Origin of the sequence: Acidovorax sp. sif1233, from assembly GCF_019218755.1 — a bacterium.
In the GTDB taxonomy this organism is placed as follows: domain Bacteria; phylum Pseudomonadota; class Gammaproteobacteria; order Burkholderiales; family Burkholderiaceae_C; genus Acidovorax.
Map to the genome: position 1 here is coordinate 39,188 of NZ_JAHUWZ010000014.1, position 22,156 is coordinate 61,343.

The following is a 22,156-nucleotide window of genomic DNA, read 5'->3' on the forward strand; positions in this document are numbered from 1 at the left end:
CCGATGGCCGCAGAAGCGCACGCTCCGACTGCAAGTGAATACATCGTTCACCACCTGCAGCATCTTCAAAACATCAACCAGACCAAGATTGTTGACTTCACGGTCATCAACTATGACTCGATCATCGTGGGTTTGGTTCTGGGTGCCCTCACTCTTTTGATCCTGTGGTCAGCTGCCCGTAAGGCAACCTCCGGCGTGCCGGGCCGCTTCCAGGCGGCTGTGGAGATGCTGGTCGAGATGGTGGACAACCAGGCCAAGGCCAACATCCACAACGCCGAAAGCCGCAAGTTCATCGCCCCCCTGGGCCTCACGGTGTTCGTCTGGATCTTCCTGATGAACTTCATGGACATGCTGCCCGTGGACCTGCTGCCCGCGATCTGGGCCCAGATCTATGGCGCCGCCGGCCACGACCCGCACCACGCCTACCTGCGCGTCGTGCCCACGGCCGACCTGTCCACCACCCTGGGCCTGGCGTTCGCCATCCTGGTGCTGCGCTTCTGGTATAGCGTCAAGATCAAGGGCGCTGGCGGCTGGGCGCACGAACTCGTGTCGGCCCCGTTCGGCACCAGCAAGAATCCCATCTTCGCCCTGATCCTGGGCGTGGTGAACCTGCTCATGCAGGTCATTGAATATGTCGCCAACACCGTGTCGCATGGCATGCGGTTGTTCGGCAACATGTACGCTGGCGAACTGGTGTTCATGCTGATCGCCCTGATGGGTGGCGCGGCTGCACTGTCGCTGTCGGGTGTGCTGCTGCCTGTGGGCCACGTCATCGCTGGCACCATCTGGACGCTGTTCCACATTCTGGTGATCTCGCTGCAAGCCTTCATCTTCATGATGCTTGCGCTGATCTACCTCGGTCAGGCGCACAACGCGCACTAACGGTTCCCTTTCGTTTCTCTTTCCTTTTCAACCTTTCTTTTTTAACTCAGGAGTCATCATGGAAAACATTCTCGGTCTCGTCGCTCTGGCTTGTGGTCTGATCGTTGGTCTGGGCGCTATCGGCGCTTCCATCGGTATCGCACTGATGGGTGGCAAGTTCCTCGAATCGTCGGCACGTCAGCCTGAGCTGATCAACGAACTGCAAACCAAGATGTTCATCTTGGCCGGTCTGATCGACGCTGCTTTCCTGATCGGCGTGGCCATCGCCCTGCTGTTCGCATTCGCCAACCCCTTCGTCTCCACGTTCTTGGTCAACCTGCCCAAGTAATTCCCACTCAACGCCACTCTAGAAAGGTGTTGCCGTGAGTATCAACGCGACCCTGTTCATTCAGGCCATCGTCTTCCTGATCCTGGTGTGGTTCACGATGAAATTCGTGTGGCCCCCGATCGCGAAGGCGTTGGATGAACGAGCCCAGAAAATCGCCGAAGGCCTCGCTGCTGCCGACCGTGCCAAGTCCGAACTGACCGCTGCGAACCAGCGCGTCGAGAAGGAACTGTCACAGGCACGCAACGAAACGGCCTCGCGTCTTGCGGACGCCGACCGACGTGCCCAGGCCATCATCGAAGAAGCCAAGGCACGCGCCACGGAAGAAGGCAACAAGATCGTTGCTTCCGCCCGTGCCGAAGCCGAACAGCAAACGGTGCAAGCCCGCGAAGCCCTGCGCGAGCAGGTGGCTGCGCTGGCCGTCAAGGGTGCTGAGCAGATTCTCCGCAAGGAAGTCAATGCCGGCGTTCACGCCGACCTGCTCAACCGCCTGAAGACCGAGCTGTAAGGGGACACACATGGCTGAACTCGCCACCATTGCCCGCCCCTACGCCGATGCCCTGTTCAAGGCCGCTACCGCGGGTGCGGGCATGGACCTGGCCAGCACCGCTGCCTGGGTCGATGAACTGGCGGCCATTGCCGCCAACCCCCAGTTGCGTCAGCTGGCGGACAACCCCAAGGTGACGGCAGACCAGGTGTTTGCCGTTGTCACGGGGGTTGCGCGTTCGGCGCTGTCCGACACGGCCAAGAATTTCCTGCGCACGGTCATCGACAACGGGCGCCTCAACGCGCTGCCGGAAGTCGCCGCGCAGTTCCGTGCCCTCGTGAATCGCCGCAGCGGCTCTTCGGATGCCGTGGTGCACAGCGCCTTTCCGATGGACGCAGCAGCATTGGCTGAGGTCAGCGCTGCGCTGGAAAAGCGCTTTGGCCGCAAGCTCAATCTCGCCGTTCAGCTGGATGAATCCCTGATCGGTGGCATTCGCGTAGTGGTGGGTGACGAGGTGCTGGACACTTCGGTCAAGGCCCGTCTTGAACAAATGAAAGCGGCCCTCACCGCGTAACGCGCGGCGAGGACAGCGAACCAAAGAAAGAAGGAAAGAGTCATGCAACTCAATCCCGCAGAAATTTCTGAACTCATCAAGAGCCGCATCGAAGGTCTGGCCGCCAGCAGCGATATCCGCAACCAGGGTACCGTGGTGTCCGTGTCCGACGGTATCGTGCGCGTTCACGGCCTGTCGGACGTGATGCAGGGCGAAATGCTTGAGTTCCCCGCCACCAAGGACGGCCAGCCCTCCTACGGCCTGGCCCTGAACCTCGAGCGCGACTCTGTCGGCGCCGTGATTCTGGGTGAGTACGAACACATCTCCGAAGGCGACACCGTCAAGTGCACGGGCCGCATTCTGGAAGTGCCGGTCGGCCCCGAGCTGATCGGCCGCGTGGTGAACGCCCTGGGCCAGCCTATCGATGGCAAGGGTCCCATCAACGCCAAGCTCACCGACGTGATCGAAAAGGTCGCGCCGGGCGTGATCGCCCGTAAATCGGTGGACCAGCCCCTGCAGACCGGCCTGAAGTCCATCGACTCGATGGTGCCCGTGGGCCGTGGCCAGCGCGAGCTGATCATCGGCGACCGCCAGACCGGCAAGACCGCCGTGGCCATCGACGCCATCATCGCCCAGAAGGGCCAGGGCGTGACCTGCATCTACGTCGCCATCGGCCAGAAGGCTTCGTCGATCAAGAACGTGGTGCGCGCGCTGGAACAAGCCGGCGCCATGGAATACACGATCGTCGTGGCCGCATCGGCCTCCGAATCGGCCGCCATGCAGTACGTGTCGGCCTACTCGGGCTGCACGATGGGCGAGTACTTCCGCGACCGTGGCGAAGACGCCCTGATCGTGTATGACGACCTGTCCAAGCAGGCTGTTGCCTACCGCCAGGTGTCGCTGCTGCTGCGCCGCCCACCAGGCCGCGAAGCCTACCCTGGCGACGTGTTCTATCTCCACAGCCGTTTGCTCGAGCGCGCAGCCCGCGTGAACGCCGACTACGTCGAAGCCTTCACCAAGGGTGAAGTCAAGGGCAAGACCGGTTCGCTGACCGCACTGCCGATCATCGAAACGCAAGCCGGCGACGTGTCCGCTTTCGTGCCTACCAACGTGATCTCGATCACGGACGGCCAGATCTTCCTGGAAACCAGCCTGTTCAACGCCGGTATCCGCCCCGCCATCAACGCCGGTATCTCGGTGTCGCGCGTCGGTGGTGCTGCCCAGACCAAGCTGGTGAAGAACCTGTCCGGCGGTATCCGTACCGACCTGGCCCAGTACCGTGAACTGGCTGCGTTCGCGCAGTTCGCTTCCGACCTGGACGAAGCCACCCGCAAGCAGCTGGACCGCGGTGCCCGCGTGACCGAACTGCTCAAGCAGGCACAGTACAGCCCGCTGTCCATCTCGCTGATGGCTTCCACGCTGTTCGCTGTGAACAAGGGCTTCATGGACGACATCGACGTCAAGAAGGTTCTCGACTTCGAACACGGCCTGCACCAGTTCCTGAAGACCAGCCACGCCGCACTGCTGGCCAAGCTGGAACAGGCCAAGGCCATGGACAAGGACGCAGAAGCCGAATTGACCGCTGCCATCGCCGCGTTCAAGAAGTCGTTCGCTTAAACCGGACGAGGATCCATCATGGCAGCAGGCAAGGAAATACGCGGCAAGATCAAATCGGTGGAAAACACCAAGAAGATCACCAAAGCCATGGAAATGGTGGCTGCATCCAAAATGCGCAAGGCGCAGGAACGGATGCGGGCTGCCCGCCCTTACAGCGAGAAGATCCGCAACATTGCAGCCAACCTCGGCCACGCCAATCCGGAATATGTGCATCCGTTCATGAAGGTGAACGATGCCAAGACGGCCGGCGTGATCGTGGTGACGACCGACAAGGGCCTGTGCGGTGGCATGAACACCAACGTGCTGCGCGTCGTGACGTCCAAGCTGCGTGAGCTGCAGGGCGCTGGCGTGTCCACCGAGGCGGTTGCCATCGGCAACAAGGGCCTGGGTTTCCTGAACCGTGTCGGTGCCAAGGTGGTTTCGCACGTGACGGGCCTGGGCGACACGCCCCATCTGGACAAGCTGATCGGCCCGGTCAAGGTGCTGCTCGACGCCTATGCGGAAGGCAAGATCAACGCGGTGTACCTCTCGTACACCAAGTTCATCAACACCATGAAGCAGGAATCGGTGGTGGAGCAGCTGCTCCCCCTGTCGTCCGCGCAGATGCAGGCCGAGAAGACCGAGCATGGCTGGGACTACATCTACGAGCCCGATGCACAGACCGTGATCGACGATCTGCTGGTCCGCTATGTCGAGTCCCTGATCTACCAGGCGGTTGCGGAAAACATGGCGTCCGAGCAGTCGGCACGCATGGTGGCCATGAAGGCCGCCACCGACAACGCCGGCAGCGTCATTGGCGAGTTGAAGCTGGTCTACAACAAGACGCGCCAGGCAGCGATCACGAAAGAACTTTCGGAAATCGTGGCTGGCGCCGCTGCTGTGTAAGCAGCTCAACCAACATCTTTATTGGAGCGAAAAATGGCTCAAGTGCAAGGCAAGATTGTTCAATGTATCGGCGCTGTGGTGGACGTTGAGTTCCCGCGCGACCAGATGCCCAAGATTTACGACGCTCTGAAGCTCGACGGTTCGACCCTGACGCTGGAAGTGCAGCAGCAGCTGGGCGACGGCGTGGTGCGTACCATTGCGCTGGGTTCGTCCGACGGCCTGCGCCGCGGCATCATGGTGACCAACACCGGCAACTCCATCACCGTGCCCGTGGGCAAGGCGACGCTGGGCCGCATCATGGACGTGCTGGGCGCGCCCATCGACGAACGTGGTCCCGTGAGCCAGGAACTGACAGCCTCCATCCACCGCAAGGCCCCTGCGTACGACGAACTGTCGCCTTCGCAAGAGCTGCTGGAAACCGGCATCAAGGTGATCGACCTGGTGTGTCCGTTCGCCAAGGGCGGCAAGGTGGGGCTGTTCGGTGGTGCCGGCGTGGGCAAGACCGTGAACATGATGGAGCTCATCAACAACATCGCCAAGGCCCACAGCGGTCTGTCGGTGTTCGCTGGTGTGGGCGAGCGTACCCGCGAAGGGAACGACTTCTACCATGAAATGGCCGATTCCGGCGTGGTGAACCTGGAGAAGCTCGAAGAGTCCAAGGTTGCCATGGTGTACGGCCAGATGAACGAGCCCCCAGGCAACCGTCTGCGCGTGGCGCTGACCGGCCTGACCATCGCCGAGTCCTTCCGTGACGAAGGCCGTGACGTGCTGTTCTTCGTGGACAACATCTACCGCTACACGCTGGCCGGTACCGAAGTGTCCGCCCTGCTGGGCCGCATGCCTTCCGCCGTGGGCTACCAGCCTACGCTGGCCGAGGAAATGGGCCGCCTGCAAGAACGTATTACGTCCACCAAGGTGGGTTCTATCACTTCCATCCAGGCCGTGTACGTGCCAGCCGATGACTTGACCGACCCATCGCCCGCCACGACGTTCGCCCACTTGGACTCGACCGTGGTGCTTTCGCGTGACATCGCCTCGCTGGGTATCTACCCTGCCGTGGACCCCCTGGACTCCACCAGCCGCCAGCTGGACCCGAACGTCGTGGGCGAAGACCACTACGCCACGGCCCGTGCGGTGCAAGGCACGCTGCAGCGCTACAAGGAACTGCGCGACATCATCGCCATTCTGGGCATGGACGAACTGGCTCCTGAAGACAAGCTGGCCGTGGCCCGCGCGCGCAAGATCCAGCGTTTCCTGTCGCAGCCTTTCCACGTGGCCGAAGTGTTCACGGGCTCGCCAGGCAAGTACGTTCCTCTGTCGGAAACCATCCGTGGTTTCAAGATGATCGTGAACGGCGAATGCGATCACCTGCCGGAACAGGCGTTCTACATGGTGGGCACCATCGACGAAGCCTTCGAAAAGGCCAAGAAGGTGGCCTGATTGCCCGGCGGCTGAGCAGCCTACCGCCGCTCGGCCTTCAGCAATCAAGCAACCCACCTTTTCCTAGGAGCAATGATGAACACCATCCACGTTGATGTGGTCAGTGCCGAAGAGTCCATCTTCTCCGGTGAAGCACGCTTTGTCGCGCTGCCTGGCGAAGCTGGCGAACTGGGCATCTTTCCCCGCCACACCCCGCTGATCACGCGCATCAAGCCGGGCTCGGTGCGCATCGAAATGGCCGACGGCAGCGAAGAATTCGTTTTCGTGGCCGGTGGCATTCTGGAAGTGCAGCCCAACTGTGTGACCGTGCTGTCCGACACCGCCATCCGCGGCAAGGACCTGGACGACGAGAAGGCCAATGCTGCCAAGGCCTCTGCCGAGGAAGCACTGAAGAATGCCAAGAGCGAGATCGATCTGGCCAAGGCGCAGTCCGAACTGGCGGTGATGGCTGCGCAGATCGCGGCACTGCGCAAGTTCCGCCAGAAGAAGTAAGCAATTCAGGCCCTCGCGGATCTGCCCAGAGAAAACCCGGCTTTGCCGGGTTTTTTTATGCCGCAATGCAATGAAGGAGCCTCCACACCCCGCGCCATCCGGGCTGCAGCGCCTGGGCGGGCGCAGGTGTTTCATGGACTGCCGCAGCCGCAGCCGCGGACGCCGGGCGGAGCCGGTGCCTCCACCAGATGGATGTGCAGGCCTTCGCAGGCCACGCCAAGCTGATCATCCTCCGTGCCGGCCCCCAGCAGTTGGTGGTGGGCCAGAAAGGTGCGTGCCACGGCCAGCGAACGGACCCTGAAGGACAGCGATTCAATCCGCAGGTGCTCGCCCGGCACCAGTTCCAGCGAGACCTCCGGGGTGAGCGCGATGGAGTGGCCGCCGGGGGAAGAACCGCTCAGCGCCTGCCATTGGCGCCGATGGGTCGCCAGATCCGGCGTGCCCATGCGGACCGCGTGCAGTCCGAGCAACCCCAGGGGGCCGCCACCGCTTGCCTCCAGCACCTGCCTGTGCCGCATTCGGCGTTCCACGGGTGTGGTGGCATCGTCCCAGGGGTAGATGGGGGCGCCCGGTGCCCATTCGCAGAAGAACACGCAACAGCTGGGGGCTGACAGATCCAGCAGGACAGAGTTGGTGAAGTTCGTGACCACTTCGCCTCGGTGGCCTGCAGATTGGAAGGGGCGGGCAGGTTTGCAGGCGATGCCCAGCGAGGTGGCGTGGGCCATGGCGCCGGGCAAGGGCCCGGAGGGCTCCAATGCGAAACCATGGACCAGCGGCGGCCGCGCGCAGGCCGGCAGGTCGCCATTGTCGGCTGCCGCCCAGAACTCCAGGTCCGTGTTGCCCACGTGCACCCAGCCATAGGTGGCGAAGCCGGTGCGCTGCAGAGGCCACGCCACGGGCAGGCCGAAGGTCCGGCTGAACAGTTCGAACAGAGGCTCTGCCGCAGGGAGCCGCAGCATGACGTGGTCGATGGATCGGAAGGGGGGCATGGCGGCGGTGTGGTGGGAACCATCAGCCCGGCCATTGTGACCGACCGGCCCATGCGAAAAAGGCCGGGGCCCTTCGCGGGGCCCCAGCCTTTTTGGCTTGCATCTGCACCTTCCGTCCCGCATGCGCCGCATGCGGGATCTGGGCATTACATGGCGTTGCCGATTTCGCCCGCGGAGATCTGGCCGGTGCGCACGGCTTCAGCAGCCTGGGCACGCACGGCGGCACGGTCGGCCGTGGACTTGTAGGTCACCACGCGCGAACCTGCGGGCTCGATGGAGCGGGTCTGGGCCACGGTGGCGGCTTCGGCGGCCACTTCGGCGCGCGTGCGGTTCGTCTCGAACTTCGTGGCGAACTGCGAAGCATCGGCCTCGTCGGCCTGGGCACCGAAAGAAGCGAAAGCGGCCACGGCGGCGATGGAGAGGAAACGTGCGGTCTTGTTCATGGTGAAACTCCGGTGAAATTCAAAAAAATGAGGGCGATGTACTTGGAAATACGCAGCAGGAGGGGGCCTGGATTCAGCGAATCAAGCGCTGATCAACCACGCTCACCCGAAGGGATCTGGCCGGTGCGCACGGCATCGGCGGCCTGGGCACGCACGGCGGCGCGGTCGGCCGTGGATTGGTAGGTCACCACACGCGAACCGGCGGGCTCGATGGAGCGGGTCTGGGCCACGGTGGCGGCTTCGGCGGCCACTTCGGCGCGCGTGCGGTTCGTCTCGAACTTGGTGGCGAACTGCGAAGCATCGGCTTCATCGGCCTGGGCACCGAAAGAAGCGAAAGCAGCCACAGCGGCGATGGAGAGGAAACGTGCGGTCGTGTTCATGATGAAAATCCTTGAAATTAAAAAGCGTCTCAGAAAAACCGGGACAAAGCGGAAAGTGACAACTGCTTCAAACCGGGTTCGGTGAGTCGCCTTGCGGGTTCGGCTCATCGATGGGATGAACTGTACGTGGATGGGGCGCGAAGAAAAACCACCGGGTCGCAAACTAACTGTTCCAGTATTGGAAACAATGAAGAGGGAACTCTGCCGCAACCCGCCGGATTTCGCGGCACCACGCGGCATCTGAAGCTGTTTTTAGAGGAAAACCCTGGTGCGAGTTTGGGACAGTGTGAATGGCTTGGGAAAGGCCGTCGCGGCGGCTGCCGCACCGCTGCGAAGGGTGGCGGCGCACCTGCGTCCCTCGCACGCGGTCGCGGCGCGCACGGTCCGCCCGCCCGTTTCCGGCGGCGCTCGGCGCGCCCCGGGCTGCAGCCGGGTGGACTCCTAGCGCACCACGGGGGCGTCCGGCAATTCGTTGTCGCCGGGCGTGTCCGATGTCCGCGGGAAGTGCCTGCTCAGGCGGGACGACACGGCCTCGATGGCTTGCGCGAGGCCTTCTTCGTAGTGCCGCTGGCGGAAGTGGGTGGACATCTGTGCGATCACATCGCGCCATTCGCTGCCCGCCACGTGGCGGGCCAGGCCCCGGTCGGCCACGATCTCTATCGCATGCTCGGGCAGCAGCAGATAGATCAGCACGCCGTTGTTGTGCTCGGTGTCCCACACGCGGTATTTGCTGAACAGCATGATGGCGCGTTCGCGCGCGCTGGCATGGCGGCGCAGGTAGCTCCAGGGCAGGCTGGCTTCGGCGACGATGCGGATCTGGCCCGTGTGCCGCCGCTCGCTGGCCGCAACCCGCGCGGCCAGCCGCTCCAGGGCTTCGCTGGAGAGCGCACGGCGGGCGCCGGGTTCGCCCCAGCGATGCTGCGCAAGGCGCCACAGGGCGGTGGCCAGGCCCGGAAAGGTCGAGGGTGCTGCAGTTTCAGGGCCCATGTCACCAGTCTCCCGAGGCGCCGCCGCCACCAAAATCTCCACCCCCCCCGGAGCTGAAGCCCCCGCCGCCGCCGCTGGTGCCGCCTCCCCAGCCACCGCCGCCGCCATGGCCCCAGCCGCCGATCGGGCCGGCGTTTCGGCCCTGCCGGGCGCCGCCGCCCACGCCGCTGAAGAGCCAGGTGTAGAGCAGTGCGATGATCCCCGCGCCGCCGGCCACCAGCAGGCTGGACGTGAACACGAAGGCAAGAAAGCCCACGCCCCCGCCCATGAACAGGCCTCCCAGCCGGCCGCCGAAGATGCTGCGCGCCAGCGGACCGGCCACCATCACGCCGAAGAACAGGAAGATGGCCAGGTCGGTCCAGTCGAAGCCTCCGCGGCCGCTGTCCTGCGGCGTCGATGGGCCTGTGCCGGTATCCGTGGGCGCAGGCAGTGCCTCGCCGGCGATGCGCGCGCCAAGCTGGGCGATGGCGTCGCGCAGGCCGCCCGCATAGTCGTTCTGCTGGAATCTGGGCTTCATGGCGCCGTCGATGATGCGCGCCGCCGCGATGTCGGGGATGGCGCCCTCCAGGGCCTTGGCGACCTCGATGCGCATCTTGCGGTCGTTCTTGGCGACGATCACCAGAACGCCATCGCCCACCTCCCTGCGGCCGATCTTCCACGTGTTGCCCACGCGGTTGGCGAACGACGCGATGTCTTCGGGGGCGGTGGTGGGCACCATGAGCACCACGATCTGGGCACCCCGGGCCTGCTCCAGCGCGCGCAGCTGCGCTTCCAGCGCCGCCGTGTCGGCGGCGTCCAGCGTGCCGGTCTGGTCAATGACCGGGCCGGTGAGCGCAGGCACGGGCTGCAGGCCCCCGTCGGCCCGGCCCCAGGGCAAGGCGAATGCTATAAAAAATATAGCTATCAGCGCTTTTTGGATAAGCGCTAGAGGCATGTTTTTCTCGGTTATTCGATGGAAGGGCAAGTCCGCTCAGGGCTTGGGTTTGGAGGCGGAGAAATCCACGGTGGGGGGCGCGGAGATCTGGGCCTCGTTGGCCACCGTGAAGCTGGGCTTGGGCTGGTAGCTGAAGGCCATGGCCGTCAGGTTGGTGGGGAAGCTGCGCGCGAGTACGTTGTACTCCTGCACGGTCTGGATGTAGCGGTTGCGTGCCACGGTGATGCGGTTCTCGGTGCCTTCCAGCGTGACGCGCAGGTCCCGGAAGCCCTGGTTGGCCTGCAGCGTGGGATACCGCTCGGAGACCGCCATCAACCGAGACAGCGCACCCGACAATTCGCCCTGCGCCTGCTGGAACTTGTTGAATGCCTCGGGGTTGTTCAGGGTTTCGGGCGTGACCTGGATCGAGGTGGCCTTGGCGCGCGCCTCGACCACGCGGGTCAGGGTTTCCTGCTCGAAGTTCGCCTCGCCCTTGACGGTGGCGACGATGTTGGGCACCAGGTCGGCACGGCGCTGGTACTGGTTGAGGACCTCGCTCCATGCGGCCTTGGACTGCTCGTCCAGGCGCTGGAAGTCGTTGTAGCCGCAGCCGCTCAGAGCCAGCACGGCTGCCAGAAGTGCAAAGATGCGTTTCATCATCATGGTGGTGTTCGCCAGGTGGAGTCAGGACAAGGGACCGGGGTGCGAATGGGCCAGACAGTGGCCGCCCGGCAGATTCTGCAACAAGTGCGCGTGCCGCCACCGCTTTCCGGTGCCGGGCAGGCCGCACATGGTCACCACGCCCGCAAGGGGATGGCCGCACAATAGTGCCCTGCGCGTGGACGGGCCCCCGGCCGCCATGCCTTTCCTTCACCCCATCCTGCCGATCACCATGCCCCGTCCCCGCTCCAGCGCCGCCACCCTCGGAGGTTCCTCGGACGAAACCGAAGCCGCGTTCTACGAGGCCCTGCAGCGTGGCGATATCGAGCTGTTGATGTCCTGCTGGGCCGACGAGGACGACATCGTCTGCGTGCACCCCGGCGGGCCGCGGCTGCTGGGCGCGGGGGCGATCCGGGCGGCATTCGAGGCCATGTTTTCGCATGGCACGGTGCGGGCCCGGCCCGTGCAGGTACACCGGGTGGTGGCCCTCACCAGCGCCGTGCACAGCGTCGCCGAACACGTGGAGGTGATGCTGCCCGACGGCCTGCACCAGGCCGTGGTGCTGGCCACCAACGTCTACCACAAGACCCCCGAAGGCTGGCGCATGGTGGCGCACCACGCCAGCCCCGGGGCCGCGCCGGACGTGCAGACGGCGGACGCGCAGCGGCCCGTGCTCCATTGAGCCGATGGCCTTCCCATGTTCGAGCCTTTTTGCCTTCTTGCCCCGGAACTGTAAGCGCTAGCAGCTATGAAATATGTAGCACCCCGCTGGCTGCCCGGAGGCCAGCTCCAGACCATCTGGCCGGCCCTGTACTCGCGCCGGGTGTTCGGGCCCCGCCCCGAGTACCGCCGCGAGCGCTGGGAGACGCCGGATGGTGATTTCGTGGATGTGGACTTCCTGCAGGATGGCGTGGCGGCGGCCGGCGCGCCCCGGCCGTTGCTGGTGGTCTTCCATGGCCTGGAGGGTTCGTCGCGCAGCCACTACTGCGAAGCGTTCGCCGACCTGGCGCGCGAGCAGGGCTGGGCCTGCGCGCTGCCGCATTTCCGGGGGTGCAGTGGCGAGATCAACCGTGCGCCGCGCGCCTACCACTCGGGCGACCACGCCGAGATCGGCTGGATGCTGCAGCGCCTGCGTGCATCGCACAGGGGGCCGCTGATGGCGGTGGGTGTCTCCCTGGGGGGAAACGCGCTCCTGCGCTGGGCCGCCGAAGTGGGCGAGGACGCCGCGCGCAGCGCGGACGCGGTGGCCGCCGTGTGCTCGCCCATCGACCTGGCCGCAGGCGGGCACGCGATCGGGCGCGGCTTCAACCGGCAGGTCTACACGCGCATGTTCATGCGCACCCTGGTGCCCAAGGCGCTGCAGAAGCTGGCGCAGCACCCGGGGCTGTTCGACCGGCAGGCTATGATGGCGGCGCGTGACCTGTATGCGTTCGACAACGTGTTCACCGCACCGCTGCACGGCTTTCGCAACACCGAAGACTATTGGCTGCGCGCCTCCGCCAAGCCGCTGCTGCACCGCATCCGCCTTCCGGCTCTGGTCGTCAATGCGCGCAACGACCCGTTCGTTCCGGCCGCCAGCCTGCCGCTGCCGCAGGAGGTGGCCAACGGGTTCGTCACGCTCTGGCAGCCCCCGCACGGCGGCCATGTCGGCTTTGCCCACGGGCGCTTGCCGGGGCATGTGCGCGCCATGCCCGACGCAGTCGGGGGATGGTTGGCAGAGCATGCGGGGGCCGTGGCGCGCGCGGGAGCACAATCGCCGCATGGATGACATCGTCAAGCAGGCGCTGGCCAAGTGGCCCAATGTGCCCGACTGCTACGGATGGCTCGGCCTGGATGCGCGCGGCCACTGGTACCTGCGCGACGACCAGGTCCAGGCCGCAGGCCCCTTTCCGCGCAGCAAGGGGTCCCTGCTGCAGCATGAAAAGCTGGTCGAATTCATCGCGCGCAATTACGAGCACGACGCGCAGGGGCAATGGTTTTTCCAGAACGGGCCGCAGCGCGTGTATGTGGAACTGGAAGCCACGCCCCTCGTGTGGCGCATACAGCCGGATTTTTCCGTGCTTTCCCACACCGGCCGGGGGGCCGCGGTGCAGGACTGCCTGGTGGATGCGCAGGGGCGGGTCTACCTGGTGTCGGAGCTGGGCGTGGGGCTGGTGCACACCCTGGACGTGCCCTTGGCCGCCGAGGCGGTGGAGGCGGGCCGCTGGGTACCGCTGGATGTGCGGGTAGAGGATTTGCCGGGGCGCTACGGCTTCGTCATGAGCCCGCATGGTCGCTGGAGCGCTGGTGGAATGCAGGGGCGGGCGCCCAGGGCGGGCATGGCGCGCACCTGAAGAAAAAAGAGAAGGAACCAGGGCGCAGAAAGTAAAAAAGCCGGTCCACAGAACCGGCTTTTTCATGGGCCCGCGCGGCGCTCCGCCGCATGCGGGAGAGAAGGGCCTACTTGGCGGCCGCGGCCATGAACTCGACGGCGGCACGCAGATCGGCATCCGACGCCTGAGCGGCGCCACCGCGGGGAGGCATCGCACCCTTGCCCTTGGCCACGCTGTTGTACAGCGCATCGATGCCGGCAGGCAGGCGGGCCGACCAGGCGGCCTTGTCACCAAACTTGGGGGCGCCGGCCACGCCAGCCGCGTGGCACACCTGGCACGCCTGCTTGTACAGGGCTTCGCCAGCGCCAGCGCCTGCGGCGGCAGCGGCCACAGGAGCGGGCGCTGCTGCTGCAGCAGCAGGAGCGGCTTCGGCAGCGGGCGCTGCTGCGGCCGCCGTAGCGGCAGGGGCTGCGGACGCGGCGTCGGCGGCAGCCGCGGGGGCTGCTCCGGCGGGTGCCGCGGGTTCCGCGAACTTGGCGCCGGCGGCGTTGGCCATGTATGCGACGGCCCGCGCGATTTCGGTGTCGTTGAAGTCGCCGCCGCCTTGCGGCGCCATGGCGCCCTTGCCCTTCAGCGCGGATTGGACCAGCGCTTCAAAGCCGGTCTTGATGCGGGCCGACCAGGCAGCGGCGTCCGAGAACTTGGGAGCCCCCGCGGCGCCTGTGGCATGGCAGGCCGCGCACTGGCCCTTGTAGACGTCTTCGCCGCTTCGCAGGGGGCGGTTGGCATCGCGGATTTCGACCATGCCCACCTTCTGGATGCGCTCGGCAATGGCCTTCTCGGGATTGGCTGCGCCAGCGGCCGGCTTGTCGGCCGACGTGACATACAGGACCAAGCCAATGATGGCAAAGATCGGAATCACAAACGAGAAAAGTACCGCGACCAGCAACTGCTTGGGGTTCTTGATCGGGCCGGTATGGGCTTCTTCGTGGTGGTTGTCGCTCATGACGTCCTCAGGGTGTATCGGGGGGCTTTGATGAAATCAACCCTCAATTATATCTGCGGGGCTGGTGCCTCCCCGTGAGCATCGCACAGGCGCCGCGCCAGATGCGCGAGACAGCCCGCGCGCGCCGCCACCCTGCGGTGCGGGCGCGCGTGGCCTGGCGCCGCCGTGCGCGTCAGGACGGATTGCCCGCCACCGCCGCGGCTTCGGGCGCGCCGCCGCCCAGGGCCTTGTACAGCGCCACCTGGTTTTGCAGCTGCGCGAGCTTGACCTGCACGACGGCCTGCTGCGTGGCGAACAGGGAACGCTGGGCGTCCAGCAGGTCCAGGTAGCTCGATACGCCGTTGCGGTAGCGCAGATCGGCTAGCTGCAGCCGCGCGCCTTCCGCCTGGGCCTGCAGTTGCTGGGCCTCGGCCTGCTCACCCAGGGTGGCCTGGCCCGCCAGCGCATCCGAGACTTCGCGGAAGGCCGTCTGGATGGCCTTTTCGTATTGCGCGATGGCGATGCCCCGCCCGGCTTGCGCACTCTCGAGGTTGGCCTGGTTGCGGCCCGCGTCGAAGATGGGCAGCAGCAGGGACGGCGCGATCGTGAACCCCCACGAGCCGCTCTTGAACAGGCCCGACAGTTCGCCGCTGGCGGTGCCTGCCTGGGCCGTGAGCGATATGCGCGGGAAGAACGCGGCCCGCGCCGCGCCGATGTTCGCGTTGGCTGCGATCAGCTGCTGCTCTGCCTGGCGGATGTCGGGGCGGCGCGTCAGCAGTTCGGACGGCAGGCCCGCGGGCAACTGCGCCATGGCGGGCGCAGCGGCCAGCCGGCTGCCCGTGAGGCTGGCGCGGATGTCGTCGGGCAGGGACTGTCCGAGCAGCAGGGCCAAGGCGTTCTCGTCCAGCGCGCGCTGGCGCTGCTGCTGCGCCAGGGTGGCGCGTGCCGCCTGGGTCAGGGACTCTGCCTGGCGGAAGTCCAGCTCCGAGGCCACGCCCGCGTCCAGCCGCATGCGCGTGAGGCGCACCGATTCCTCGCGCGACGCGAGGGTCTGGCGCGACAGGTCCAGCAGCTCCTCGTCGGCCAGCAGGTTCAGCCAGCCGTTGGCCACGGCGGCCACCAGGCTGACCTGCGCCGCATTGCGGCCCTCTTCGGTGGCAAGGTACTGCGCGAGCGCCTGCTCCTTGAGGCTGGCGATGCGGCCGAAGAAGTCGATCTCCCAGGCCGAAACCGCAAGTCCGACGCTGAACGAGTTGGTCAGGTCGCCCGTGCCCGCGGCCGGTGCGCGGCTGGCGTTGGCCGCCAGGCCCACGCCCGGGTACAGGTCGGCCCGGCGCACCTGGAACGTGGCGCGTGCCTGTTCGATGTTGAGCACGGCCACGCGCAGATCGCGGTTGTTGGCCAGCGCGGCTTCGATGAGCTGGCGCAGCCGGGGTTCGGCGAAATAGTCCTGCCAGGGGGCCGCGGCCTCAGCGCCCTGCGTGGTGCCACTGGCGGAAGCCGCCGTGGTGTACGTGGCCGGTACGGGGGGCGCGGGTCGCTCGTAGACGGGGATGAACGAGCAGCCGGCCAGCAGCGCTGCCGCTGCCAGTGCGATGGAGGTGCTGCGGTGATTAGTCATGGGTTCCAACTCCTGCTTCTTCTGCGTGGCGGCGGTTCATTTCCTGCTGGCGCGCGCTGCCCTTGAACAGGCTGCGGACCACCACGAAGAACACGGGCACGAAGAACACGGCCAGTGCCGTGCCCGTGATCATTCCGCCCAGCACGCCCGTGCCGATGGCGCGCTGGCTGGCCGAGCCCGCGCCCGACGCGATGGCCAGCGGCAGCACGCCCAGGCCGAATGCCATCGAGGTCATCACGATGGGGCGGAACCGCAGGTGCGCGGCCGCCAGCGCCGACTCGATCACGCCCTTGCCCTGGGCCTGAAGGTCCTTGGCAAATTCGATGATCAGGATGGCGTTCTTCGCCGACAGGCCGATGATGGTGATCAGGCCCACCTGGAAGTACACGTCATTGGCATAGCCCCGCAGCAGGGTCGCCAGCAGCACGCCCAGCACGCCCAGGGGCACCACCAGGATCACGGCCAGCGGAATCGACCAGCTTTCGTACAGCGCGGCCAGGCACAGGAACACGGCCAGGATGGCAAAGCTGTAGAGGATCAGCGACTGGGAGCCCGCCAGCTTTTCTTCGCGCGACTGGCCGGTCCATTCAAAGCCGAAGCCTGCGGGCAGCTGGCCCGCGAGCTTTTCCATCTCGGCCATGGCGGCGCCCGTGCTGAAACCGGGGGCTGGCGAGCCCGAGATCCGCATGGCGGGATAGCCGTTGTAGCGCACCGTCTGCTGCGCGCCATTGACCCAGCGGGTGGTGGCGAAGGCAGAGAGCGGCACCGGCTTGCCCTGGCTGTTGGCGGCGTTGATCTTCAGCAGATCGTCGGGCTGCATGCGCGAAGGCGCGTCGGCCTGCACGACCACGCGCTGGAGGCGGCCCTGGTTCGGGAAGTCGTTCACATAGCTCGAGCCCAGCGCGGTCGACAGCGCGGAGTTGATGGCATCGAACGGCACGCCCAGGGCGTTGGCCTTGTCGCGGTCGATGTCGATCTGCAGCTGTGGCGCGTCTTCCAGGCCGTCCGGGCGCACCTGCGTGAGCACCTTGCTTTGCGAGGCCATGCCCAGCAGCTGATTGCGTGCCTTCACGAGCGCCTCGTGGCCGGCGCCTCCGCGGTCCTGCAGGCGGAACGTGAAGCCGCTGGCATTGCCCAGCTCGGGAATGGGAGGCGGGCTCAGCGGGAAGATGAACGCATCGCGGATTCCCATCAGGCCGCCGAAGGCCCGGTTGGCAACGTCCTGCGCCGATTGGCCCGGGCCGTGGCGTTCGCTCCAGTCCTTCAAGGTCACGAAGGCAAGGGCGGCGTTCTGCCCCTGGCCGGAGAAGCTGAAGCCCAGCACGCCCACCATGCTCTGCACTTCGGGCTGCTTGAGAATGAACTCCTCGACCTGCTGCATCACGGCCAGCGTGCGCTCCTGCGTCGCGCCGGGGGGCAGCTGCACGTTGACGATGATGTTGCCCTGGTCTTCGCTGGGCAGGAACGAGGTGGGCAGGCGCATGTACACCACGGCGACGGCGCCAATGATGGCGGCGTAGATGACGAGGTAGCGTGCTGCCCGCTTGAGCATGCGCGCCACGAAGCCTTCATAGCCCTTGGCGGTGCGCGAAAAGCCGCGATTGAACCAGCCGAAGAAACCGGTTTTCTCGTGGTGGTGCCCGGCTTCCACGGGCTTGAGCAGCGTGGCGCACAGGGCCGGCGTGAGCGACAGGGCCATGAAGGCGGAAAAGCCGATGGAGGCCACCATCACTGCCGAGAACTGGCGGTAGATGTTGCCCGTGGAGCCCGCGAAGAAGGCCAGCGGCACGAACACCGAGATCAGCACCACGGTCACGCCGATGATGGCGCCCGAGATCTGGCGCATGGCCTTGCGCGTCGCCTCGAGCGGGGACAGTCCTTCCTCGCTCATGATGCGTTCGACGTTTTCCACCACCACGATGGCATCGTCCACCACGATGCCGATCACCAGCACCATGCCGAACATGGTCAGCACGTTGATCGAGAAGCCCAGCGCCAGCAGCGTGGCGAAGGTGCCCAGCAGAGCGATCGGCACCACGATGGTGGGGATGATGGTGTAGCGCCAGTTCTGCAGGAACAGGAACATCACCAGGAACACCAGCGCCACCGCTTCCAGCAGGGTCTCGGCCACCTGCTTGATGGAGATGTCCACGAAGCGCGAGCTGTCGTAGGGAATGCTCCAGCTCATGCCTTCGGGGAAGTAGCGCGAGAGCTCATTCATCTTGGTGCGCACGGCTTTCGCGGCTTCCAGGGCATTGCCGCTGGGCGACAGCTGGACGCCAATGCCCACGGCGGGCTTGCCGTTCAGTCGCGCGGCCGTGGCGTAGGCCTGGCCCCCCAGCTCCACGCGCGCCACGTCCTTGATGCGCACGGTGGAGCCGTCGGTGTTGGCGCGCAGCACGATGTTGCCGAACTGCTCCACGCTGGAGAGCTGGCCGTTGACCACCACCGTGGCCGCAATCCCCTGGCCCGCGATGTTGGGCAGGTCGCCGATCGTGCCGCTGGCCACCTGGGCGTTCTGGGCGCGGATGGCGGCGGTGATTTCGGCGGCCGAAAGGTTGAAGCTCACCATCTTGGCGGGGTCGATCCAGATGCGCATGGCGCGTTCCGTGCCGAACAGCTGTGCCTGGCCGATGCCCTGCAGCCGCTGCAGCTCGGGGACGATGTTGCGCGACGCGTAGTCGCCCAGGGCCACCGTGTCCGTCGCCGGGTTGGTCGACGAGAGCATGGTGAACAGCAGGAAGTTGGAGCGCGATTTGTCCACGCGCACGCCCTGTTGTGTCACGGCCGAGGGCAGCCGCGGCGTGGCGCGCGAGAGGCGGTTCTGCACATCCACCTGGGCCAGATCGGCATTGGTGCCGGGCTGGAAGCTCAGCGTGATGCTGCCGGAGCCGTCGGCCTGGGCGACGGATTCCATGTAGATCAGCCCCGGTGATCCGTTCATCTCGCGCTCGATGACCGACAGCACGCTGTCTTCGAGCGTTTGCGCGGATGCGCCCGGATAGGCCGCGTTGATGACGATGGCTGGCGGAGCCACCGGTGGGTACTGCGCGATGGGCAGCTGCGTGATCGCCACGCCGCCCATCACCATGATGAACAGGGCGATCACCCATGCAAAGATGGGTCGGTCGATAAAGAACTTGGCCATGCTGGGGTGCCCTTTATGGCTTCGACGAAGACGCGGCAGAAGCGGCGGGTGCCGCAGGTGCTGCTGCTGCGGCCGGCGACGAGGGCGCCGCGGATGGAGCTCCCGGCGCTTGCCATGGAACCGGCTTCACCGGCGTGCCGGGCGGCAGCATCTGCAGCTTCTGGAAGCCGTCCACCATGACCTTCTCGCCAGCCTTCAGCCCGTCGAGAACCACCCAGCGGTTGTTCTGGGCCGCGCTGACCTTGATGGGGCGCTGGGACACTTTGCCGTCCTCGCCCACCACGCTGACCGTGTCACCCTGCTGGGTGCGCGTGACAGCCTGCTGGGGCAGGGTGATGGCATTGCTGGCCTGGGCCTGTTCGATGCGCACGCGCAGGTACAGGCCGGGCAGCAGCTCTCCCTTGGGGTTGGGAACTTCCGCGCGCAGCGTGACCTGTCCCGTGGTGGCGTCCACCGACAGGTCGGTGAACAGCAGCTTGCCGGTCTGGGCGTATTCCGATCCGTCGCCCAGGACGAGCTTGACGCTGGCGGCCTCGGTGCCGCCGGCGCGCTTGAACTGGCCGCTTTCCATGGCACGGCGCAGCTGGAAGACATCGCTGGCCGATTGGGTGAAGTTCACGTACACCGGGTCGATCTGCTGCACGACGGCCAGGGCAGTGGCTTCTCCCTGCCCGACCAATGCACCTTCCGTGACCAGCGCCCGCCCGATGCGGCCCGATATGGGGGATGTCACGCTGGCATAGCCAAGGTTGATGTCGGCGGTGCGCACCGACGCCCTGGCGGCGGCCACGTCTGCCTGGGCCTGCTTTTCGGCGGCTTCCGCATTGACGAAGTCCTGCTTGCTGATGGCATTGGCGCTCACGAGCGGGCGGTAGCGTTCCACCTGGGCGCTGGCCTGCGCGAGGTTGGCCTGGGCCTTGGCGAGGCTGGCGCGGGCGCTTTCCGACGCTGCCGCGTACGGGGCAGAGTCAATGCGAAAGAGTGGCTGGCCTGCCTTCACGTCGCTGCCCTCCTTGAAAAGGCGCTGCTGCAGGATGCCCGCAGCCCGGGCGCGCACCTGGGCGACGCGGGAAGCTTCCACGCGGCCCGGCAATTCGGTGATCAGCCCCACATCGCCGGGCGTTGCGGTGACAACCCCAACCTCGACGGGGGGCATCTGCTGCCCGCCGGCTGGGGCTTGGCCGTCGCTTTTGCCGCAGGCAGCCAGCAACACCGCCGCTGCGGTGGCTGCGACCAGGGAGATGGCCTTGTGGGTTGTAGAGGCGCGAAAGGAGGGAATGGCAGATGCGTCACGCGGTGTGGGCATGGGAGTCCTTTTGATTGGCGTCAAGGAATTGGGTTGTAGGGGAAAGGGCCGCTGGCTGGAAGCGCCCCAAGATGAGAGCCCGACAAAATAAGTGCGCGATTATACATACAAACATGAATGTATAATTGCGACCGCCGGATGTCTTGGTGCATCCGGCCGGTGACTAGGCATTGAGAACGAGGAGACATACACCCCATGGCGCGTCGAACCAAAGAGGATGCAATTGCCACGCGCAACAGCCTGATAGATGCCGCGGAGCAGGTCTTCCGGGAGAAGGGGGTTTCGCGTGCTTCCCTGAGCGATATCGCGCAGGCTGCGGGGGCGACGCGGGGGGCGATCTACTGGCATTTCAAGGACAAGGTGGACCTCTTCAGTGCCATGATGGACCGGGTGACCCTTCCGCTCGAGCAGGGCTATGGGGAATTCGAGTGCAGCACCTGTCCGGATCCGGTGCAGCGGCTGCGTGCGGTGATGGCGCTTGTGCTGCGCAGCGTGGCCTCTGACGAGCGGACGCGCCGGGTTTTCGAGATTGCGCTCTACAAGGTGGAATATGTGAGCGAGCTCGTGGGGGTGCGTGATCGTCACGTGGCTGCGTCGGATGGTTTCACCCGCCAGTTGGCGCGCGACTTCGAGCTGGCTGCGCAGTTGCAAGGGGTCGTCTTGCCAATGACGCCCATGGAGGCGGCCGTGGGCTTGCATGCCTTGTTCGATGGGCTCATCCGCAACTGGATCCTGGGCGAAGGCGGCTTCGATCTGGTGGGTGTCGGCGGGGTGAGTACCGATGCCTTTCTTGTGGGGTTGGGCCTGGCATTGCCAGGGGTTGTTGATGCCCAGGATTGCCGTGTTGTGCCCTAGTGCGTCTGTGGGTGCTCGTGTTGGTTGTGGTGCATCGGGGTAGTGTGCGTTTGCTGGCGGCGGTTGCATGCGATAATCCGAGGCTGTGCCAGTTCGGTCGTGCGGCTGTAGCTCAGTGGATAGAGTATTGGCCTCCGAAGCCAAGGGTCGTGGGTTCGATCCCCGCCAGCCGCACCAATGACGCGTGCAATCCAGGGAATGTGTCTCTTCGGGTGATCCTGCGGGGCTGCTAATTTCTCCGTGTTGCAAAAAACTAGTGCTATAATTCGAAATTCTCCGGAGGGGTGCCCGAGTGGCTAAAGGGGGCAGACTGTAAATCTGTTGGCTTACGCCTACACTGGTTCGAATCCAGTCCCCTCCACCAGTGAGAGAGTAGTGTTGAGAGTGATGTTCGGTTTTGCTTGATTGCAAGGCTGGGCGCGCAGAGGCTGTTGGCCGATGCGGGAGTAGTTCAATGGTAGAACCCTAGCCTTCCAAGCTAATGACGCGGGTTCGATTCCCGTCTCCCGCTCCATTGCTCGCTTGTGCTGGTTTGTTGAGTTAGAGATTTTGATGTTGTGCGAGCGGCATCAAGTTGCCCATGTGGCTCAGTGGTAGAGCACTCCCTTGGTAAGGGAGAGGTCGCGGGTCCGATTCCCGCCATGGGCACCACTTTCAGGTGCGTCCGATTCTGGTTGCGCCGAGATCCTGTCGTATTGGTATAGATTTTTTTCGGAGTCGGAAAAATGGCAAAAGGAAAGTTCGAGCGCACCAAGCCTCACGTCAACGTGGGCACGATCGGCCACGTGGACCATGGCAAGACGACGCTGACGGCGGCCATCGCCACCGTGCTGTCCGCCAAGTTCGGCGGCGAAGCCAAGGCATACGACCAGATCG

General features: G+C 65.4%; 23 protein-coding genes and 4 tRNA genes. 17 read left to right on the forward strand and 10 right to left on the reverse strand.

Translation table 11 applies throughout. The features are described from left to right. Positions 1–3 precede the first annotated feature (3 nt). The 8 genes from atpB (at position 4) to KW843_RS26190 (ending at position 6,681) form a co-directional block, all read left to right on the forward strand. On the forward strand, positions 4–882 hold the full coding sequence (atpB, locus tag KW843_RS26155; protein WP_218298033.1) for a F0F1 ATP synthase subunit A: 879 nt from the start codon (positions 4–6) through the stop codon (positions 880–882). 58 nt (positions 883–940) lie between these two features. Next, on the forward strand, positions 941–1,210 hold the full coding sequence (gene atpE, locus KW843_RS26160; RefSeq protein WP_099657604.1) for a F0F1 ATP synthase subunit C: 270 nt from the start codon (positions 941–943) through the stop codon (positions 1,208–1,210). Positions 1,211–1,244: 34 nt separating this feature from the next. After that, on the forward strand, positions 1,245–1,715 hold the full coding sequence (locus tag KW843_RS26165; RefSeq protein WP_007847746.1) for a F0F1 ATP synthase subunit B: 471 nt from the start codon (positions 1,245–1,247) through the stop codon (positions 1,713–1,715). Between the two features lie 10 nt (positions 1,716–1,725). After that, the gene (locus KW843_RS26170) at positions 1,726–2,268 is read left to right on the forward strand and encodes a F0F1 ATP synthase subunit delta (RefSeq protein WP_218298034.1); all 543 of its coding nucleotides are present in this window, start codon (positions 1,726–1,728) and stop codon (positions 2,266–2,268) included. Positions 2,269–2,310: 42 nt separating this feature from the next. Then, on the forward strand, positions 2,311–3,864 hold the full coding sequence (atpA, locus tag KW843_RS26175; protein ID WP_055396240.1) for a F0F1 ATP synthase subunit alpha: 1,554 nt from the start codon (positions 2,311–2,313) through the stop codon (positions 3,862–3,864). 18 nt (positions 3,865–3,882) lie between these two features. Further along, positions 3,883–4,749, forward strand: a complete 867-nt coding sequence (gene atpG / locus KW843_RS26180; protein ID WP_218298035.1) for a F0F1 ATP synthase subunit gamma — start codon at positions 3,883–3,885, stop codon at positions 4,747–4,749. Positions 4,750–4,782: 33 nt separating this feature from the next. Next, the gene (gene atpD / locus KW843_RS26185) at positions 4,783–6,189 is read left to right on the forward strand and encodes a F0F1 ATP synthase subunit beta (RefSeq protein WP_055396243.1); all 1,407 of its coding nucleotides are present in this window, start codon (positions 4,783–4,785) and stop codon (positions 6,187–6,189) included. Positions 6,190–6,264: 75 nt separating this feature from the next. Further along, positions 6,265–6,681, forward strand: a complete 417-nt coding sequence (locus KW843_RS26190; protein ID WP_218298036.1) for a F0F1 ATP synthase subunit epsilon — start codon at positions 6,265–6,267, stop codon at positions 6,679–6,681. 131 nt (positions 6,682–6,812) lie between these two features. On the opposite strand, the gene KW843_RS26195 is transcribed toward KW843_RS26190, so the two are convergent. From KW843_RS26195 to KW843_RS26220, 6 genes are all read right to left on the reverse strand, one after another. Then, positions 6,813–7,670 carry a hypothetical protein gene (locus tag KW843_RS26195; protein ID WP_218298037.1) on the reverse strand — a complete coding sequence of 286 codons (858 nt, stop codon included), beginning with the start codon at positions 7,668–7,670 and terminating at the stop codon, positions 6,813–6,815. Positions 7,671–7,816: 146 nt separating this feature from the next. Continuing rightward, positions 7,817–8,113, reverse strand: coding sequence for a DUF4148 domain-containing protein (locus tag KW843_RS26200; protein ID WP_218298038.1), 297 nt, complete (start codon positions 8,111–8,113; stop codon positions 7,817–7,819). Positions 8,114–8,205: 92 nt separating this feature from the next. Continuing rightward, positions 8,206–8,493 (reverse strand): DUF4148 domain-containing protein, encoded by a 288-nt coding sequence (locus KW843_RS26205; RefSeq protein WP_218298039.1) that lies wholly within the window; start codon positions 8,491–8,493, stop codon positions 8,206–8,208. 441 nt (positions 8,494–8,934) lie between these two features. Then, entirely contained in the window at positions 8,935–9,480 is a 546-nt protein-coding gene (locus tag KW843_RS26210; protein ID WP_218298040.1) for a TPM domain-containing protein, read from the reverse strand. A 1-nt stretch (position 9,481) separates the two neighbouring features. Next, entirely contained in the window at positions 9,482–10,414 is a 933-nt protein-coding gene (locus KW843_RS26215; RefSeq protein WP_218298041.1) for a YgcG family protein, read from the reverse strand. A 36-nt stretch (positions 10,415–10,450) separates the two neighbouring features. Beyond that, entirely contained in the window at positions 10,451–11,050 is a 600-nt protein-coding gene (locus tag KW843_RS26220) for a LemA family protein (RefSeq protein ID WP_218298051.1), read from the reverse strand. Between the two features lie 235 nt (positions 11,051–11,285). On the opposite strand from KW843_RS26220, the gene KW843_RS26225 reads away from it, so the two are divergent. The 3 genes from KW843_RS26225 to KW843_RS26235 all read left to right on the forward strand — a co-directional run bounded on the left by KW843_RS26225 (position 11,286) and on the right by KW843_RS26235 (position 13,386). Then, positions 11,286–11,735 carry a nuclear transport factor 2 family protein gene (locus KW843_RS26225; RefSeq protein WP_218298042.1) on the forward strand — a complete coding sequence of 150 codons (450 nt, stop codon included), beginning with the start codon at positions 11,286–11,288 and terminating at the stop codon, positions 11,733–11,735. A gap of 66 nt (positions 11,736–11,801) precedes the next feature. Continuing rightward, positions 11,802–12,821 carry a YheT family hydrolase gene (locus KW843_RS26230; RefSeq protein ID WP_218298043.1) on the forward strand — a complete coding sequence of 340 codons (1,020 nt, stop codon included), beginning with the start codon at positions 11,802–11,804 and terminating at the stop codon, positions 12,819–12,821. Continuing rightward, positions 12,814–13,386, forward strand: a complete 573-nt coding sequence (locus KW843_RS26235; protein WP_218298044.1) for a DUF2946 family protein — start codon at positions 12,814–12,816, stop codon at positions 13,384–13,386. Before KW843_RS26230 ends, KW843_RS26235 begins: the two co-directional genes overlap by 8 nt. A 106-nt stretch (positions 13,387–13,492) precedes the next feature. Here the strand turns inward: KW843_RS26235 and KW843_RS26240 are convergent, their stop codons facing one another. The 4 genes from KW843_RS26240 to KW843_RS26255 all read right to left on the reverse strand — a co-directional run bounded on the left by KW843_RS26240 (position 13,493) and on the right by KW843_RS26255 (position 20,425). After that, entirely contained in the window at positions 13,493–14,371 is an 879-nt protein-coding gene (locus KW843_RS26240; RefSeq protein WP_218298045.1) for a cytochrome c5 family protein, read from the reverse strand. Positions 14,372–14,543: 172 nt separating this feature from the next. Beyond that, positions 14,544–15,971: an efflux transporter outer membrane subunit gene (locus KW843_RS26245; protein ID WP_218298046.1), complete on the reverse strand. Its 1,428-nt coding sequence runs from the start codon at positions 15,969–15,971 to the stop codon at positions 14,544–14,546. Then, on the reverse strand, positions 15,964–19,119 hold the full coding sequence (locus KW843_RS26250) for an efflux RND transporter permease subunit (RefSeq protein ID WP_218298047.1): 3,156 nt from the start codon (positions 19,117–19,119) through the stop codon (positions 15,964–15,966). The genes KW843_RS26245 and KW843_RS26250 overlap by 8 nt, the downstream gene beginning before the upstream one ends. A 13-nt stretch (positions 19,120–19,132) precedes the next feature. Further along, entirely contained in the window at positions 19,133–20,425 is a 1,293-nt protein-coding gene (locus tag KW843_RS26255; protein WP_218298048.1) for an efflux RND transporter periplasmic adaptor subunit, read from the reverse strand. Positions 20,426–20,620: 195 nt separating this feature from the next. On the opposite strand from KW843_RS26255, the gene KW843_RS26260 reads away from it, so the two are divergent. The 6 genes from KW843_RS26260 to KW843_RS26285 form a co-directional block, all read left to right on the forward strand. Further along, complete coding sequence (locus KW843_RS26260; protein WP_218298049.1) at positions 20,621–21,280, forward strand: TetR family transcriptional regulator; 660 nt, start codon at positions 20,621–20,623, stop codon at positions 21,278–21,280. A gap of 101 nt (positions 21,281–21,381) precedes the next feature. Beyond that, a tRNA-Arg gene (locus tag KW843_RS26265) sits at positions 21,382–21,457 on the forward strand. 101 nt (positions 21,458–21,558) lie between these two features. Beyond that, positions 21,559–21,644: transfer RNA gene (locus KW843_RS26270), tRNA-Tyr, on the forward strand. 76 nt (positions 21,645–21,720) lie between these two features. Beyond that, a tRNA-Gly gene (locus KW843_RS26275) sits at positions 21,721–21,794 on the forward strand. Positions 21,795–21,856: 62 nt separating this feature from the next. Continuing rightward, a tRNA-Thr gene (locus KW843_RS26280) sits at positions 21,857–21,931 on the forward strand. 74 nt (positions 21,932–22,005) lie between these two features. Beyond that, on the forward strand, positions 22,006–22,156 hold a 151-nt coding region (locus tag KW843_RS26285; protein ID WP_255577894.1), incomplete at its 3' end, for a GTP-binding protein.